The following is a 16,523-nucleotide window of genomic DNA, read 5'->3' on the forward strand; positions in this document are numbered from 1 at the left end:
TCGGTAGCGGTTGATCAGGGGGCGCGGCGGTCGCGGGCGCCCAGTCCCTCGTCGTCCGTGTCCGTCCACAGGCTGATGTCGTAGGGCGCGTCGGAGATGGTGACGAGGTCGGGCCGGCGCTGCGTGGCCGGGGCCGCGGCGGCGTCCCGGAGCAGGGCCACGCTCTCGCGCAGGTGGTCGGCGTCCAGACGGACCCGGCGTATCTCCAGGCCGCCGCTGCCGAGCTGGTGTTCCAGGCGGCCCAGCGACCGGTGGAGGTCGTCGAGGCAGCGCTGGACGGCGTTGATGTCGTCGTGCACGGACATGACTTGCCCTCGCTTCCGCGGGTCCGGCGGGCCATGGACGGCAACGTTCATGCGCCTTGGAGTGTTGCGCCTCACGCCTGCCGGTGTGAAGGGATGTGCAGCGATTGGCCGGGGCGTACGGGTGCATCGCCCGGTGTGTTGCGCCGCACGGGTGGGCTTACCGGCTGTCGTCGCCGTGTCGCCCGCTGTTGCCGGATCCTTTCCTCTTCAGTGGCCGCATAGATCTGATCAGCTCCATATACCGCCAAACGTGATCAGCTCCACATACCGACAAATGTGAGCATAAGGCCCGCGGCTTCCTGGAGGTAGCAGAGATGTCCTACGACGGCGTTGGGCAGCGTCCTGAAGGGGCGCGCGGCCGCACCGACCGGCGGCTCCGCCGCGGGGCGCCGGGTGCCACGACGCACCCGCAGACGACCGAAGGACGGTCCCGGCGTCTCCAGCGGACCCTCGTCTTCCTCAGCGCGAGCGCCCTGGCCGTCCCCCTGCTCGCCGGCTGCGGTGACGACGACGAGGTCAGCAGCCCGCTCGCGCCGCAGGACATCGCCCCGGTCGCCCGGGACCTGGTCGCCGACGGCGGCACCCTGAAGTGGGCCGTGGACGCCGTACCGGAGACCCTGAACACCTTCCAGGCCGACGCCGACACCGGCACCAGCCGCATCGCCCAGGCCGTGCTGCCCTCCATGTTCCGGCTGGACTCCGCCGGCCGGCCGGTGGCCAACCCGGCCTATCTGGAGTCGGCCAAGGTCATCGAGACCGAGCCGCGCCAGGTCGTGCTGTACAAGCTCAACCAGCAGGCCGTCTGGAGCGACGGCCGGGAGATCGGCGCCGCCGACTTCGTCGCCCAGTGGCGCGCCCTGTCCGGGAAGAACAGCGCCTACTGGACCGCCCGCAACGCCGGCTACGACCGCATCGCCAAGATCGAGCGCGGCGCCAACGACCTCCAGGTCCGGGTCACCTTCTCCCGCCCCTACGCCGACTGGAAGTCCCTGTTCTCACCGCTGTACCCGAAGGACGTCATGGGCACCCCGGACGCCTTCAACGACGGCGCCCGCCGCAAGCTCAAGGTCACCGCCGGGCCCTTCAAGGTGGAGAAGGTCGACACCGCCAAGAAGGACGTCGTCCTCACCCGCAACCCGCGCTGGTGGGGCAAGCCCGCCAAGCTGAACCAGATCGTGCTGCACGCCGTCCCCCGCGACAAGCGGGCCACCGCGCTCGCCGACGGCAGCGTGGACCTGGCCGAGATCGACCCCGCCGACGCCCAGCGGATCGGCCTCGCCCACCGGGAGAAGGGCACCGGCACCCCGCTCCAGGGCGCCGGGGGCAGGACCTCCGTGAAGAAGCTGCGCGCGTGGGCGGTCGCGCACGGCCTCGACTCCGAGCAGGTACAGGCCGGGAAGAAGAAGCTCCGCGAGGCCGTCACCCGCTACCTGGAGCAGCAGCAGGCGCTGCGCGACATCGAGGTCCGCAAGTCCCTGGAACCCGTCTACACCCAGCTCGCCCTCAACGGCTCCACCGGCCCCCTCACCGACGAACGGGTCCGCCGGGCCGTCGCCCGCGCCCTGGACCGCACCGAGCTGGCCCGCCTGGTGCTCACCCCGCTGGGGCTGCCCGCCGTACCCGTCGGCAGCCACCTCGCGCTGTCCGGGCAGGCCGCGTACGCCGACAACAGCGGCGCGATCGGCGGGCAGGACGCCAAGGAGGCGCAGGCGCTGCTCGCCGACGCCGGCTGGGTGCGCGGCGGCCCGCTGAAGGAGGAGAAGAAGGGCGAGAAGGCGGCCGGCCCGCAGAAGCAGGAGAAGGACAAGCGGAGCAAGGAGGACGGGGACGTCTCGGACGGCGGCGACGACGGCGAGTACATCGTCGGGGAGGACGACAAGGGCCACGACGACCGGCACGGCGACGGCGGGGCGCACGGCGGCACCGGCGGCGGCAGGAGTCACGGGGGCACCGACGGCAAGGGCAAGCACCACGAGTCCCCCGGCGACGAGCACGAGCACCCCGACCGGCACCTCGCGCAGGAGGGCAAGCACGGCGGCGCGCCCGGCGCCTACGCCCCCAAGGGCACGGCCGCCCCGGCCGCCGCTCCGGCCGGGCCCCTCGCCAAGGACGGCAAGCCCCTCGCGCTCCGCTTCGTCCTGCCCTCCGGACCCGGCTCGCAGACCCTGAACTCGGTCGCCGAGCGGATCTCCGCGATGCTGGAGCAGGTCGGCATCCGCACGACGATCACCAAGGTGTCGGACGAGAGCTACTTCAAGGACCACATCGCCGCCGGCGACTACGACCTCGCCCTGTACTCCTGGCCGTCCTCCGCCTTCCCGGCGACCGACGCCCGGCCCGTCTACGCCAAGCCCGTCCCGGCCGCGGACGGCTCGGTGAACGTCGAGCAGAACTACACCCGGGTCGGCACGGACCAGGTCGACCAGCTCTTCGACCAGGCCGCGACCACGCTGGACGAGGGCGAGGCGCGGGACCTGATCCGCAAGGCCGACGCCCGCATCTGGGCGGCGGCGGGCTCGATCCCGCTGTACCAGCGCCCGCAGCTGGTGGGGGCACGCAAGAACGTGGTCAACGCGGGGGCCTTCGGCTTCCAGACGCCCGTCTACGAGGACATGGGCTTCCTGAAGAAGGGAGCGAAGGTGTCGTCGCCGAGCCCCGGGAAATAGACCACCGCGAGCAGTCGTTCCGCGGGGCGGCGGAGGTCCCTCCCGAGCGGGCGGAGCCGAGCCCGGGAAGGGTGGGCACGGCCCTGCTCGCCGGGTGCGTCCGGGGCCGTGCCGGACCGCGCCGTCGGATCCCGGCGAGCCCCAGCGGCGGCGCACCCGTACCATGGGGTGAGGCCGTGGCGTGTCCAGCCCGGCAGGGCCCGCGCGACACGGACGTACGCGCAGGGCGATCCTCACACTTCCGGGAGTACGGCAGCTTATGGCCACGCGCCACGACATCCGCAACGTCGCCATCGTCGCTCACGTCGACCACGGCAAGACCACCATCGTCGACGGCATGCTGAAGCAGGCCGGCGCGTTCGCCGCCCACCAGCTCGACTCGGTCGACGACCGCATGATGGACTCGAACGACCTGGAGCGTGAGAAGGGCATCACGATCCTCGCCAAGAACACGGCGGTGAAGTACCACCCCAAGGACGGCGGGGACCCGATCACCATCAACATCATCGACACCCCCGGCCACGCCGACTTCGGCGGCGAGGTCGAGCGCGGTCTGTCGATGGTGGACGGTGTCGTCCTCCTCGTGGACGCCTCCGAGGGCCCCCTGCCCCAGACCCGCTTCGTGCTGCGCAAGGCGCTCCAGGCCCGGCTGCCCGTCATCCTGTGCATCAACAAGACGGACCGCCCCGACGCCCGCATCGACGAGGTCGTCAACGAGACCTACGACCTGTTCCTCGACCTGGACGCGGACGAGGAGCAGATCGAGTTCCCGATCGTCTACGCCTGCGGCCGTGACGGCATCGCCTCGCTGACCAAGCCGGACAACGGCACGGTCCCGGCCGACTCCACCAGCCTGGAGCCGTTCTTCTCCACGATCCTGGAGCACATCCCGGCCCCGACCTACGACGAGGACGCCCCGCTCCAGGCCCACGTCACCAACCTCGACGCCGACAACTTCCTCGGCCGTATCGCGCTGCTCCGCGTCGAGCAGGGCGAGCTGCGCAAGGGCCAGACGGTCGCCTGGATCAAGCGCGACGGCACCGTGAGCAACGTCCGCATCTCCGAGCTGATGATGACCGAGGCGCTCACCCGCAAGCCGGCCGAGAAGGCGGGCCCGGGTGACATCTGCGCGGTCGCCGGTATCCCGGAGATCATGATCGGCGAGACGCTGGCCGACCCGGAGAACCCGGTCGCGCTGCCGCTGATCACGGTGGACGAGCCGGCGATCTCCATGGTGATCGGCACGAACACCTCGCCGCTGGTCGGCCGGGGCGGCACCGGCAAGGGCGCGGACGCGAAGGCGGCCGTGAAGGACCGCAAGGTCACCGCCCGCCAGGTCAAGGACCGCCTGGACCGCGAGCTGATCGGCAACGTCTCGCTGCGCGTCCTGGAGACCGAGCGCCCGGACGCCTGGGAGGTGCAGGGCCGTGGTGAGCTGGCGCTCGCCATCCTGGTCGAGCAGATGCGCCGCGAGGGCTACGAGCTGACCGTCGGCAAGCCGCAGGTCGTCACCAAGGAGATCGACGGCAAGGTCCACGAGCCGGTCGAGCGCATGACGATCGACGTGCCCGAGGAGCACATGGGTGCCGTCACGCAGCTCATGGGCGTCCGCAAGGGCCGCATGGACAACATGTCGAACCACGGCTCCGGCTGGGTGCGCATGGAGTTCGTGGTGCCCTCGCGCGGTCTGATCGGGTTCCGTACCGAGTTCCTGACCCAGACCCGTGGCACGGGCATCGGCCACTCCATCCACGAGGGCTTCGAGCCCTGGTTCGGCAACCTGACGACCCGGAACAACGGCTCCCTCGTCGCCGACCGCTCCGGCGCCGTCACCGCGTTCGCGATGACGAACCTCCAGGAGCGCGGCGTGCTCTTCGTGGAGCCGGGCACCGAGGTGTACGAGGGCATGATCGTCGGCGAGAACTCCCGCTCCGACGACATGGACGTCAACATCACCAAGGAGAAGAAGCTCACGAACATGCGGTCGTCGTCGGCCGACTCGTTCGAGGCGATCGTGCCGCCGCGCAAGCTGTCGCTGGAGCAGTCGCTGGAGTTCTGCCGCGACGACGAGTGCGTCGAGGTGACCCCGGAGGCCGTTCGCATCCGCAAGGTCGTGCTCGACCAGCGGGAGCGGGCCCGCTCCGCGAGCCGCGCCAAGCACAGCTGACACACCGGCATTTGAGCCCGGGTGCCCCCCTGGTGGGGGCATCCGGGCTTTTTGCAACCCGTTTTCGGGGGCCGCATGTCCGACATGCGGAGATCAGTGCCCGATAGCCATGTAACAAGTCCGTTTCGCGCCTTCTTCCGACGAACAGTTTGTCCAGATTTTGGAAGATGTAGAGGCGAGCTGTGACTGAATTGAGATCTACGGGCAGTGGTCGGTAGTCGACCCATGGCAGATAGTTAGCCGCGTAGCGCTCGGGTCAATGGGTCTCGCACTGTGGGGACAGTGCCGACTCACGAGCACCAGGGGGTGTCTGCCCCTCCGTCAGGGGTGTCGGAGGGAAGACGGAAACCCCTTCCTGTTGGTGAACACGTGGAGTCACGAGGAGGGAACCCCAGTAACTACGCGCGTCCGGCTGCGGTCACGCGCGTCCTTGGAGTACGCGGGCACCTCCCATACTTATACCTGTGAAACGGACAAACCGTGACAAGTCCTATCGACATAGAGGGCGGCGGGGCTCCGCTCGTCGTCGACGGCGAACCAGGGCCAAAGACGAGGACGGAGGCCGTCAAGCTCACGGGCCGGTCCCCCGGCCAGCTGATGTGGCTGCGCTTCAAACGCGACCGTACGGGTGTCGTCTGCGCCCTGGTGGTGATCGGCTACTTCCTCGTCGCCCTGCTCGCCCCGCTGCTGGTCAAGCTGCCGGGCACCGATCCGTACACCCTGTACGGCCAGGACCCCACCTACGCCGACAAGCCCGTCCTCGACGAATTCGGGCTTCCGCTCGGCTACTTGGGAGGTGTCTCGGGAGACCACTGGTTCGGCGTCGAACCGCAGTACGGCCGCGACCTCTACGCCATGCTGCTGTACGGCATGCGCACCTCGCTGTACATGGCGCTCGGCATCACCGTCCTCATCATGGTCACCGGCGTCGTGATCGGCCTGATCGGCGGCTACTTCGGCGGACGCACGGACTACTGGATCGGCCGTGGCACCGACTTCTTCCTCTCCTTCCCGCAGCAGCTGTTCTTCATCGCCTTCATGCCCGTCGTGACGTCGTTCTTCGTGGACCCCCGCGAGGAGACGCCGACCTACTTCCGTGCCCTGGCCATGCTGATCGTGCTGTGGCTGCTGGGCTGGATGGGCATGGCCCGGCTGGTGCGGTCGACCGTACTGTCCCTGCGGGAACGGGAGTTCGTGGAGGCGGCCAAGGTCTCCGGGGCCTCGCCGTGGCGGATCGTACGCAAGGAGATCCTGCCCAACGTCGTCACCCCGATCCTGGTGCAGTTCACGTACCAGCTGCCCAGCACCATCCTCAGCATCGCCTTCCTGTCCTTCGCGGGCGTCGGGTTCGTCGAACCGACACCCGACTGGGGACGCCTCTTCGCCGCCGGCGCGCGGTACGCCGAGCAGGACCCGGCGTTCATGTTCTTCCCCGGGGTGGCGCTGGTGATCTTCGTCCTGTGCTTCAACCTCCTCGGGGACTCCGTACGGGACGCGTTCGACCCCAAGTCCGGGCGGTAGGTCGTCCGTTGGGTGGGGGGTGGCTGCCGCCCCCGCCGGCCCCAGCCGGCCGGCGCCCGGCAGAACTCACGGATAACAACCGACAGGTAGGTGGATTCGCCACATGATGTCTCATCGCGCCCGCGGAGCGCGTGCCGTCGTGATCGCCATCGCGGCCGGCTCCCTCGCTCTCACGGCCTGCTCCAAGAACGAGGGCGGCAAGTCCGGCAAGGACTCCAGGAAGGACCAGCAGGAAGCGGCGGTCCAGTCGAAGGCGGTCACCTATGCCGGCGCCGCGGGTTCGACCGGCCCCGCCAAGGAGGTGCCCGGCGCCAAACCCGGCGGCACGATCACGGTGTACCAGGAGGCGGGCCTGTCCCACCTGGACCCCGGCCAGATCTACGTCTCCGACGCCGGCCAGGTCGCCAACCTGCTCTTCCGCCGCCTGACCCAGTTCCAGGAGGACGACAAGGGCAACGTGTCCGTCGTCGGCGACCTCGCCACCGACTCCGGCAAGTCCTCCGACGGCGGCAAGACCTGGACCTTCACGCTGAAGGACGGGATCAAGGACGAGAACGGCAACCCGCTCACCTCGGCCGACGTCCGGCACAGCGTCGAGCGCCTCTACGCGAAGTTCATCTTCGACGGCCCGACCTACCTCCAGACCTGGCTGAGCGGCGCCGACTACCGCAAGGCCCTGCCCGGCGGCGGCTTCGACGGCAAGCACCTGCCCGCCTCGGTGCTGGACACCCCGGACGACAAGACCGTGGTCTTCCACTTCGACCAGCCGCGCCCCGACCTCCCGCAGACCCTCGCCATGGCCGGCTACGCCGTCGTCCCGGCGAAGGGCGACACCAAGGAGCGGTACGAGAAGAAGCCGGTCGCCACCGGCCCGTACAAGATCGCCGAGAACAAGCCCGGCAAGACCCTGAAGCTGGTGAAGAACACCGGCTGGGACCCGAAGACCGACTCCGTGCGCCACCAGTACGTCGACGGCTTCACCATCCAGTTCGGCGTCACCGAGTCCACCCAGACCAAGCGCCTGATCGCCGACGAGGGCGACAACAAGAACGCCATCCAGCTCACCAACGGCGTCGAGGCCACCCAGATCCAGGACGTCATCAACAACCCCGAGGCCAGCAAGCGCACGGTCAAGGGCTACCAGCCCTACGTCATGACGCTGACCTTCAACCTCGACCGGGTCAAGGACAAGAAGGTCCGCGAGGCCGTCACCTACGCGGTCAACTCCAAGTCCCTCATCGCCGGCGAGGGCGGCGCCTACGGCGGTGACGTCGCCCCGAACTACTTCGCGCCGACGCTGCCCGGCTACGAGGCGGGCTACGACCCCTACGGCCGGCTGAAGACCCCGCAGGGCAACATCGCCAAGGCCAAGGAGATCCTCAGCGGCGTCCCGGCCGGCGAGAGGAAGCTCGTCTTCGCCTACCCCAACAGCGAGGCCGGCCAGAAGCGCAAGGTCGCCGTCGAGGACGCGCTGCAGAAGGTCGGCATCGACGTCGTCGCCAAGGAGGTCGACTCGGCGAGCTACTACGAGCAGATCGGCAAGCTGAAGAACCCGTACGACATCTACATCACCGGCTGGGGCCAGGACTGGCCGTCCCCCGGCACGGTCGTCACCCCGATCTACGACGGCTCGCAGGTCGCCGACGGCTCCTCGAACTACTCGCACGTCAAGGACCCGAAGGTCGACGCCCTCATCAAGAAGGCGCTGACCCAGGAGCCGACCGAGGCCGCCAAGACCTGGAAGGAAGCCCAGCACTACCTGCTGGAGAACGTCATCCCGGCGGCCCCCCTCTGGTACACGAAGCAGTTCCAGATCTCCGGCTCCAACGTGGGCGGTACCCGGTACGGCTCGGTGTCCAGCCTCCTCGACATCAACCGGCTGTACCTGAAGTCGTGATCCGCGGCTGACGACGGGGGCGCGCCCCGCAGCGGGCGCGCCCCCGGTCCGACCGCACCCCACCCACCGTCTGTCGCAGAGAGCAGCCAGCCCGCCATGCTTCAGTTCATCATCCGGCGCACGGTCGGCGCCTTCGTCACGCTCTTCCTCATCGGGGCGGCGACCTTCTTCCTCTTCGTGGCCGCACCCTCCGACTACGCCTCCCTGGCCTGCGGCAAGGACTGTTCGCCCCAGCGACTGGCGGACATCCGCGAGGCCCTCGGCCTCAATCTGCCCCTCGCCCAGCAGTTCTGGGACTTCATGTCCGGCATCGTGACGGGCCGCGACTTCCCGACCGGACACTGCTCGGCCCCCTGCCTGGGCGTGTCGTTCTACTCGGGGGACATGGTCTGGAGCACCATCATGGACCGGTTCCCGCTGACCCTCACCCTGACCGCCGGCGGTGCCGTCGTCTTCCTGCTCATCGGCGTCGGCGCGGGCATGATCGCCGCCTACCGGCGCGGCACGCTGGTGGACAAGGCCGCCACCGGCGCGTCCATGGTGCTCAGCTCCTTCCAGATCTACTTCCTCGGCCCGGTCGTGCTGACCATCCTCGTCTACGGCACCGGCTGGATGGAGGACCCCAAGTACGTCCCCCTCACCCAGGACCCGGTCGGCTGGTTCGTCGGCATGTCGATCCCGGTGTGCGTGATGGCCACGATCTTCACCGCGCAGTACACCCGTATGGCGCGCTCCTCCATGATCGAACAGCTCGCCGAGGACCATGTGCGCACCGCCCGGGCCAAGGGCATGTCACGCAAGTACGTCTTCCTGCGCTACGCCTGGCGGGGGTCGCTCATCCCCATCGTCACCGTGCTCGGCATCGACGTCAGCTCCATGCTGGGCGGCGCCGTCGTCACCGAACTGACCTTCTCCCTCCAGGGGATCGGCCGGCTCGCGGTGGACGGTGCGGTCAACAAGGACCTGCCGCTGACGATGGGGGTCATGCTCTTCGGCGCCTTCTTCATCCTCATCATCAACATCCTGACCGACATCACCTACGCGTGGATCGACCCCCGCATCCGGCTCTCCTAGGAAGAACCAGCCAAGTGACCACAGTGACCAAGGCCGAGGGGGCACCGGCCCCGGCCGGGCCGGAGGGATTCCTCTCGGTGCGCGATCTCCAGGTGACGTTCTCCACCGAGGACGGCCCGGTCAAGGCCGTCGACGGGCTCTCCTTCGACCTGCACCGCGGGAAGACCCTCGGCATCGTCGGCGAGTCCGGCTCGGGCAAGTCGGTCACCAACCTGACGATCCTCGGGCTGCACGACCCGCTGTTCACCACGATCGACGGGGAGATCGTCCTCGACGGCAAGGAACTCATCACCGCCACCGAGAAGGAGATGGAGAAGCTCCGCGGCAACCGGGTGGCGATGATCTTCCAGGATCCGCTCACCGCGCTGTCGCCCTTCTACACGATCGGCCGGCAGATCGCCGAGCCGTACATGAAGCACACCGGCGCCTCGAAGAAGGCCGCCTGGGAACGGGCCGTGGAGATGCTCGCCAAGGTCGGCATCCCCCATCCCAAGGAACGCGCCCGTGACTACCCGCACCAGTTCTCCGGCGGTATGCGCCAGCGCGCGATGATCGCCATGGCGCTGGTCTGCGACCCCGACCTGCTGATCGCCGACGAGCCGACCACGGCCCTGGACGTGACCGTGCAGGCCCAGATCCTGGACCTGCTCAAGGACCTCCAGCGGGAGTTCGGCACGGCGATCGTCTTCATCACGCACGACCTCGGGGTCATCGCCGACATGGCCGACGACATCATGGTGATGTACGCGGGCCGGGCGGTGGAACGCGGCACGGTGGACGAGGTCCTGCGCTCACCGCAGCACCCCTACACCTGGGGCCTGCTCAACTCCATGCCCCGGCTGGACTCCGACCTCGGCACCCCGCTCTCCCCGATCCCCGGCTCCCCGCCCTCCCTGCTGACCCCGCCGCCCGGCTGCCGGTTCCACCCCCGGTGCACCTTCCGGGACCGCGTCGACGGCGACCGCTGCGTCACCGAACGTCCTCTCCTGGCACCGGACCGTTCCTCGGCGTGCCATCTGGGCGCGGAGCAGAAGCGAACCATCTTCATCGAAGAGATCAGGCCCCGACTGGGCTAGGAGGACAACCGTCATGAAAGAGGACCTGGTCCTCCCCGCCACCCGCGAGACCCGTGCGGACACGGCACCGGAGCCGCTGCTCGAGGTCTCGGGGCTGGTCAAGCACTTCCCGGTCAAGGGAGGCTTCCCCATCCGCCGTACGGTCGGCGCGGTCCAGGCCGTCGACGGCCTCGACCTGACCGTGCACGCGGGGGAGAGCTTCGGCCTGGTCGGCGAGTCGGGCTGCGGCAAGTCGACCACCGGCCGGCTCATCACCCGCCTGCTGGAGCCCACCAGCGGCACGATCACCTACCGCGGCCAGGACATCAGCCACGCCGGCCGCAGGCAACTCGCCCCCATCCGCTCCGAGATCCAGATGATCTTCCAGGACCCGTACTCGTCGCTGAACCCGCGGCAGACGGTCGGCAAGATCATCTCGGGCCCGATGGAGATCAACGGCATCAGCCCGGAGGGCGGCCGGGAGAAGCGCGTGCGCGAACTCCTGGAGACGGTCGGCCTGAACCCGGAGCACTACAACCGTTTCCCGCACGAGTTCTCCGGCGGCCAGCGCCAGCGCATCGGCGTGGCGAGGGCGCTGGCCCTGGAACCGAAGCTGATCGTCGCCGACGAGCCGGTCTCCGCCCTGGACGTCTCGATTCAGGCCCAGGTCGTCAACCTGCTCCAGCAGGTCCAGAAGGACCTGGGCATCGCGTTCGTCTTCATCGCCCACGACCTGGCGATCGTCCGCCACTTCTCCCAGCGTGTCGCGGTGATGTACCTCGGCAAGATCATCGAGGTGGGTGACCGCGACTCCATCTACGCCCGCCCGCGCCACCCCTACACCCACGCCCTGCTGTCCGCCGTCCCCGAGGTGACCCTCACGGAGGAGGACTCCCCCCAGCGCGAGCGCATCCGTCTCGCCGGCGACGTACCGTCCCCCATCTCCCCGCCCTCCGGCTGCCGCTTCCGCACCCGCTGCTGGAAAGCACAGGACAAGTGCGCGGCCGAGGAACCCCCGCTGATCCAGCTCTCCGGCAACCGGAACGGCCACCTGACGGCCTGCCACTTCCCGGAGGACCCGACGACGGAGGCCCGGGAGGAGGACATCGTGCTGGACCCGGCGTTGGCGGCGCTGGAGGAGGACCGGAACTAGACCGGCTCCGGCCGGGCCGGGACACGGCAAGGTGATCCGGCCCGGCGCACGCCACAACGGGGTGGCCTCACCCGTGACCCGCCACCAGCCTCGCCCCGCAGGAACCGACGGCGACGCAAGCTGCTCTCCCGGCGTCCTCCGCATCGCCGCGGGAGCGGCGACACCGGCGGTGTGAGCCTCACTCCCGCCGGGCCACCGGGGTTCCCCGTGCGTGAACCGGTGCCCTCCGAGGCGAAAGCACCGAGGCGCGGAGTTCGTAGAGGGGGTGGGGCGGGAGAGTCCTGCCGCCGACCTGCTGGGCCGGGGTGACACCGGTCGGCACGAAGCCCGCTTTCACCAGGACTCGTCCCGAGGCCGCGTTGTCGGGGTGGTGCTTGGCTTCCATGCGCTGCACCCCGTCGGCGAAGACGAGGGGGATGAACTGCCGTACGGCATCGGTGGCGTAGCCGTTGCCCCAGGTGTCTTCGCGGAGGAGATAGCTCAGGGCGGCGGCCCTGTCGGCTCGGAGGCGCGCCTTCACCAGGCCGATCAGGTCACCGTCACGTTCGATCCCGCGATTCCAGTGGGTACGCGGATCGTCCAGGTCGTGGTCGATGAATCTCCGCACGGTGGCCGCCGCCTCCTCGGCGGTCATGTCGTAGCCATGGGTGAATCGTGTGGTGCGACCCGAGACGATCCGCTGAAGTGCGGGAACGTCATCGAGGGTGAAGGGGCGCAGAGTCACCACGCGGCGATCTCCTCGGCGGTCGGGCGGTCGGCGAAGCCGGGTGCCATGCACGCGTTGATCAGCTCCTCCAGGGCCGGAAAGGGCCAGGGCCGGACATCGCGGAGGGCGTGAAGACGCTGGTCGGCCAGGGCGCGGAGTTTGTCCCGGCGGTCATCGCCGTCCTCGTACATGCCGGGACGGTGGCCGGTCCAGCACCAGAACAAGGAGGCCCCCAGGCTCCAGATGTCAGCTGGGGGACGGACGGGGATGTGGACGTCGTGTTCCGTGTCGAGGACGGCGGCGGCGACCTCAGGAGCGGTGGTGTGCGTGAGGGCGCCTCGGTAGGGCAGGCGTCGGCCGTCGTCGGGGCCGCACGACAGGGCGTAGTCGATGATCTCGGTCGTGCCGTCGTCGGTCACCAGGGTGTTCGTCGGCTGGACGTCGGCATGCGCCCAGCCTGCCGCATGTAGGGGGGCCAGGCGGGCAGCCCAGGTGCGGGCCACGGACAGCAGAAGCGTGCGGTGCGCCCGGGTGCCGCCCCCGGCCTCCCGGGTGGGCGAGAGGGCGTTCCACAGGCGTACGCCGTCGACCCACCGTACGGCGAGCCATCGGCCGCCCTCCCACGCACCGGCGCCGACCCGGTAGGCGGAGTCGATGGCATCTGCTCGGGACAGGCGGATCAGATGGTCGTTCTCCTGCGCCAGCTCAGCGGCTTTGTCGCGGGACTCCTCCGCTTCGGGCACGTTGGCCTTCAGCACCATCCCGTCATCGCCGGCGGTCATCCTCCACACCCGGGACCCGCGCCGGTCGCTGAGCAGACCGTACGACACCGGGCCGAAACGCGCTTCGAGTGTTGCTACCGCTTCAGCAGGAGGCGTTGCGCCCACAGTTTCACGTCCTTCCAGTCCTGCGGCATTCCTGCGAAGACGTCCCGGCCGTCGTCGACCGCGTTCGCCACGGCGTCGGCCAAGCCGGGTGTCGCCGCGAGGAAGCGCGGGTCTCGTGTCCGTACGGCGACCCGCACAGGCAGGAACGCCACCGGCGGCGGGGGGATACGCAGACCGTGCCGGTCCGTGTCCTCCTCGCCCCTGCGGAACTTCCCGAACATCAGACCGACCGGACCGTAGAGGTTCTTCAGTGCCCAGTGAGGCCAGGTCATGGTGTCGTCGTCCGCGTTCAGAAGGACGATGTTCTCGCAGACGAGCGAGCCGTGGCGGCAGGCGGCCGACGCCCTGACGCATTCCGCTGTCTGCACCCCGGCACGGAACACCGCCGCCTCGACAGCCTCGGCTTCGCCGACCGCTTCATAGACGGTCCAACGGGTCAGTCCCCGTTCGAGAGAGGGCGCGAGATAGGGGCAGTTGACCGTGACCGCCTGTGCGTACGAAGTGATGCCGACGGTTCTCGGATGCGTCGTACGAGCCTCGACCAGGCGGAGCGCCCCAGCGGCGGGCCGGAGCGCTCCGTCGGTGTGCGTGCTGGTCACCGCGTCGTGGCCTTCTCCGGCTCCCGCGGTACGACATCGTCGCCGTCTCCGCTGGTGGGGGAGCAGTCCCACTCCGCGACCACGACACCGGTCCGCCGGTAGCGGCCGAGGGCGCCGGTGTCGACCGTGCCGTCCGCGTCGGTGAACCAGATCTCCGGCAGCGTGCCGAACATCTCCTCGTAGGCGGCGACCCACGAGATCTCACCGGCGCCGGCCACGGCGGCGTGGCCGAGGACACCTCCGGCGTGGTCGGTGCAGAACGCGGTGTATCCCGGGTCGTCCAGGAAGCGGTGCCATTCGGCGTCGACGGCGCCGGAGAACATCTCCACGACCGTGTGCCCGGCAGCCAACCGCTCGGCGGCGACAGCGAGGAACCGCCCGAGTTCGATCCGCTCGGGGCGCAGGGTGCTGTTCATGGTGGTGCTCCTCTCGAACAGGTGCGAGTGCTGCTTGAGGACGGCGCGGGGGAGGCATGGGCGGCGTTGGTCCCCGGCCCGCTGCCGCTCGCGGCCGACTAGGGGTGCGTACGCGAGGGCAGGTCTTCGGGGCAGGCGGTCGGCTCGTGGCTGCGGAGCTCGGCCCAGACGAGCTTCCACGTGGGGTGCAGGTCGTACCCCCAGCGGTCGCTCAGGGCGTCGACCAGGACCAGGCCGCGACCGCCCTCGCAGTCCTCGTCCGGCATCCCGGCACCGGGGACTTCGCGGGAGGTGTCGGCGACGCCGATCCGTACCCGGTCCCGGGTCACGCGCCGGATCACCACCCGGACCGTGCGAGAGCGGGTGTGGTCGATCGCGTTCGTCACCAGCTCGTCCACGATCAGCGTTCCGGCGTCCAGCAGATCCCCGATCCCCCAGGTGCTGAGCGCGGTGGCGACCAGGCTCCGGGCTCGCTTCGCGGACTGCGGTTCACAGGGCATCGTCTCCGCATAGCCGGGATCGCCCTTCGGCATCGGTCTCGTGGCAGTCGTGATCACGTAGTCGTCTCCTTGGGGTGGGGCACCCGGCCCCGTCGGGCTGCCGCCGGACCGCTGAGCGGTGTTGCCGGCGGCTGATATCCATCCAACGGGGGTACGCCCGCAGTGAGAACGGTCCATGCTGGTAAGGCCGTTGAATGCGTTGAACGCCAGGGGAGCTGGACATGGGACGCACACCGAACACGGCCCTCGCCGCGCTGATGCGTGAGGCCGACTGGGGAAACGGGCAGCTGGCGCGAGCGGTGAACCGCACGGCGGCCGAGGGCGGGGTGGAACTGCACTACGACGCCAGCACGGTCACGCACTGGCTCAAGGGAAGCGTTCCGAAGGATGAAGCGCGGGCGGCTGTTCTCGAAGCACTCTCGCGGAGGGTCGGTCGCGTCGTAACGTTCGCGGAGGCCGGGTTCCCCGGCGAGGACGCGCACACGTCTGCCGCCCTGGTGGATCTCGTGAGGAGCGACATGGACCCGTCGCGACGCGGAGTACTTGCTACTGGGCTCTATTCTGCGGCCCTGATGGTCCCGAGCTTCTCCGACCTGGGCGACCGGCTCGACCGTGCCGACGACGACGCGAAAGCCGGGCGTACGGTGCGAGTCGGTGCGGGCGAGGTCGTCACGGTTCAGCGGATGACGGACCACATCGCGACGATTCTGGACGACCTCGGCGGCGGCCACGCCCGTCCCATGGCAGCGGCGTTCCTCGCGAACACCGTCCTGCCGTGGCTGGACGCCGATGCCACGGGCAGGGTGAAGCGCGATCTGCTCGCTGCGGCCAGCGACTTCGTGTACCTGACCGGCTGGATGGCCATGTACGAGCGGGCTCACGGTCTCGGACAGCGCTACTTCGTACAGGCCCTCGACCTGGCCAAGGAGGGCGACGACCAGATCACCTACTGCCGGACGCTCCGGGGAATGGCCTTGCAGGCGGCCAGCCTCAAACACGCTTCGAAGGCTCTCGAACTGGCCGACTCCGCCGCCGAAGCAGCACCGGCCGGCGGTCCGCGCCTGGTCGCGTTCCTGCGCGGGCAGCAGGCTCACGGCGCCGCTCTGGTCGGCGACCGGCAGCAGGCGTTCGACAGGCTACGGGAGACCGAGGAGGCCTTGTCGAAGGCCGACGGCCGTAACGATGCCGTCGGGGGCTACGACCAGGCCGCCTACCAGTTCCACGTCAGCAGCGTCCTCTACGCCCTGGGCGACCTGCCCGGCTCCATCAAGGCGATGCACCAGTCCAACCGGGCCCGACCCGCACACGAGCGTCAGGGCCGCGTCCATTCCAACGGCCTCCTCGCCTCCCGGCAGTGGGAGCTGGGCCATGTCGACGCCGCGTGCGCTACGTGGGAGCGGTTCCTGGACGACTACACCGCTCTGTCGACGTCCCGCGGAGACGAGCATTTCGACACCTTGAAGAAGCACGTCGCCACCCGCAAGAGCCGGACCGTGCGGCAACTCGGCGAGCGCGTGCGGGAGGTCGCCCGGCAGAAGGCCGCCGCGTAGCGGACCTGAACCGGTACCCGGCGAGAC

At 69.4% G+C, this 16,523-nt stretch carries 14 protein-coding genes; 8 read left to right on the forward strand and 6 right to left on the reverse strand.

The window, feature by feature from the left end:
* Positions 1-14 precede the first annotated feature (14 nt).
* Positions 15-305, reverse strand: coding sequence for an Rv0250c family protein (locus IEZ20_RS23560; RefSeq protein ID WP_189302016.1), 291 nt, complete (start codon positions 303-305; stop codon positions 15-17).
* 314 nt (positions 306-619) lie between these two features.
* On the opposite strand from IEZ20_RS23560, the gene IEZ20_RS23565 reads away from it, so the two are divergent.
* The 7 genes from IEZ20_RS23565 (at position 620) to IEZ20_RS23595 (ending at position 11,838) form a co-directional block, all read left to right on the forward strand.
* The gene (locus IEZ20_RS23565; RefSeq protein WP_189302017.1) at positions 620-2,971 is read left to right on the forward strand and encodes an ABC transporter family substrate-binding protein; all 2,352 of its coding nucleotides are present in this window, start codon (positions 620-622) and stop codon (positions 2,969-2,971) included.
* Positions 2,972-3,230: 259 nt separating this feature from the next.
* On the forward strand, positions 3,231-5,138 hold the full coding sequence (gene typA / locus IEZ20_RS23570) for a translational GTPase TypA (RefSeq protein WP_189302018.1): 1,908 nt from the start codon (positions 3,231-3,233) through the stop codon (positions 5,136-5,138).
* A 480-nt stretch (positions 5,139-5,618) separates the two neighbouring features.
* A complete protein-coding gene (locus IEZ20_RS23575; protein ID WP_189302019.1) occupies positions 5,619-6,659 on the forward strand; it encodes an ABC transporter permease in 1,041 nt (346 codons plus the stop codon).
* Positions 6,660-6,762: 103 nt separating this feature from the next.
* The gene (locus IEZ20_RS23580) at positions 6,763-8,556 is read left to right on the forward strand and encodes an ABC transporter substrate-binding protein (RefSeq protein WP_189302020.1); all 1,794 of its coding nucleotides are present in this window, start codon (positions 6,763-6,765) and stop codon (positions 8,554-8,556) included.
* A gap of 96 nt (positions 8,557-8,652) precedes the next feature.
* Entirely contained in the window at positions 8,653-9,630 is a 978-nt protein-coding gene (locus IEZ20_RS23585; protein ID WP_189302021.1) for an ABC transporter permease, read from the forward strand.
* 14 nt (positions 9,631-9,644) lie between these two features.
* On the forward strand, positions 9,645-10,706 hold the full coding sequence (locus tag IEZ20_RS23590) for an ABC transporter ATP-binding protein (RefSeq protein WP_189302022.1): 1,062 nt from the start codon (positions 9,645-9,647) through the stop codon (positions 10,704-10,706).
* A 13-nt stretch (positions 10,707-10,719) separates the two neighbouring features.
* Entirely contained in the window at positions 10,720-11,838 is a 1,119-nt protein-coding gene (locus tag IEZ20_RS23595) for an ABC transporter ATP-binding protein (RefSeq protein WP_189302023.1), read from the forward strand.
* 178 nt (positions 11,839-12,016) lie between these two features.
* On the opposite strand, the gene IEZ20_RS23600 is transcribed toward IEZ20_RS23595, so the two are convergent.
* The 5 genes from IEZ20_RS23600 to IEZ20_RS23615 all read right to left on the reverse strand — a co-directional run bounded on the left by IEZ20_RS23600 (position 12,017) and on the right by IEZ20_RS23615 (position 15,003).
* On the reverse strand, positions 12,017-12,565 hold the full coding sequence (locus IEZ20_RS23600) for a GNAT family N-acetyltransferase (protein WP_189302024.1): 549 nt from the start codon (positions 12,563-12,565) through the stop codon (positions 12,017-12,019).
* Positions 12,559-13,326 carry a protein kinase domain-containing protein gene (locus tag IEZ20_RS39820; protein WP_229896228.1) on the reverse strand — a complete coding sequence of 256 codons (768 nt, stop codon included), beginning with the start codon at positions 13,324-13,326 and terminating at the stop codon, positions 12,559-12,561. The genes IEZ20_RS23600 and IEZ20_RS39820 overlap by 7 nt, the downstream gene beginning before the upstream one ends.
* A gap of 74 nt (positions 13,327-13,400) precedes the next feature.
* On the reverse strand, positions 13,401-14,030 hold the full coding sequence (locus IEZ20_RS39825) for a hypothetical protein (protein ID WP_229896229.1): 630 nt from the start codon (positions 14,028-14,030) through the stop codon (positions 13,401-13,403).
* Positions 14,027-14,446: a hypothetical protein gene (locus IEZ20_RS23610; protein ID WP_189302026.1), complete on the reverse strand. Its 420-nt coding sequence runs from the start codon at positions 14,444-14,446 to the stop codon at positions 14,027-14,029. The genes IEZ20_RS39825 and IEZ20_RS23610 overlap by 4 nt, the downstream gene beginning before the upstream one ends.
* A 98-nt stretch (positions 14,447-14,544) precedes the next feature.
* Positions 14,545-15,003 carry an ATP-binding protein gene (locus IEZ20_RS23615; protein ID WP_229896230.1) on the reverse strand — a complete coding sequence of 153 codons (459 nt, stop codon included), beginning with the start codon at positions 15,001-15,003 and terminating at the stop codon, positions 14,545-14,547.
* A gap of 164 nt (positions 15,004-15,167) precedes the next feature.
* Here IEZ20_RS23615 and IEZ20_RS23620 point away from each other — a divergent pair, with 164 nt between their 5' ends.
* Positions 15,168-16,496, forward strand: coding sequence for an NsdA family TPR-like regulatory protein (locus IEZ20_RS23620; protein ID WP_189302027.1), 1,329 nt, complete (start codon positions 15,168-15,170; stop codon positions 16,494-16,496).
* Positions 16,497-16,523 lie beyond the last annotated feature (27 nt).

It is taken from the genome of Streptomyces cinerochromogenes (assembly GCF_014648635.1).
Lineage (GTDB): Bacteria > Actinomycetota > Actinomycetes > Streptomycetales > Streptomycetaceae > Streptomyces > Streptomyces cinerochromogenes.

Coding starts and splice junctions, on each gene's coding strand:
- IEZ20_RS23560 (WP_189302016.1), bottom strand. CDS start 305: ATGTCCGTGCACGACGACATCAACGCCGTCCAGCGCTGCCTCGACGAC.
- IEZ20_RS23565 (WP_189302017.1), top strand. CDS start 620: ATGTCCTACGACGGCGTTGGGCAGCGTCCTGAAGGGGCGCGCGGCCGC.
- typA (WP_189302018.1), top strand. CDS start 3,231: ATGGCCACGCGCCACGACATCCGCAACGTCGCCATCGTCGCTCACGTC.
- IEZ20_RS23580 (WP_189302020.1), top strand. CDS start 6,763: ATGATGTCTCATCGCGCCCGCGGAGCGCGTGCCGTCGTGATCGCCATC.
- IEZ20_RS23585 (WP_189302021.1), top strand. CDS start 8,653: ATGCTTCAGTTCATCATCCGGCGCACGGTCGGCGCCTTCGTCACGCTC.
- IEZ20_RS23595 (WP_189302023.1), top strand. CDS start 10,720: ATGAAAGAGGACCTGGTCCTCCCCGCCACCCGCGAGACCCGTGCGGAC.
- IEZ20_RS39820 (WP_229896228.1), bottom strand. CDS start 13,326: ATGACCGCCGGCGATGACGGGATGGTGCTGAAGGCCAACGTGCCCGAA.
- IEZ20_RS23610 (WP_189302026.1), bottom strand. CDS start 14,446: ATGAACAGCACCCTGCGCCCCGAGCGGATCGAACTCGGGCGGTTCCTC.
- IEZ20_RS23620 (WP_189302027.1), top strand. CDS start 15,168: ATGGGACGCACACCGAACACGGCCCTCGCCGCGCTGATGCGTGAGGCC.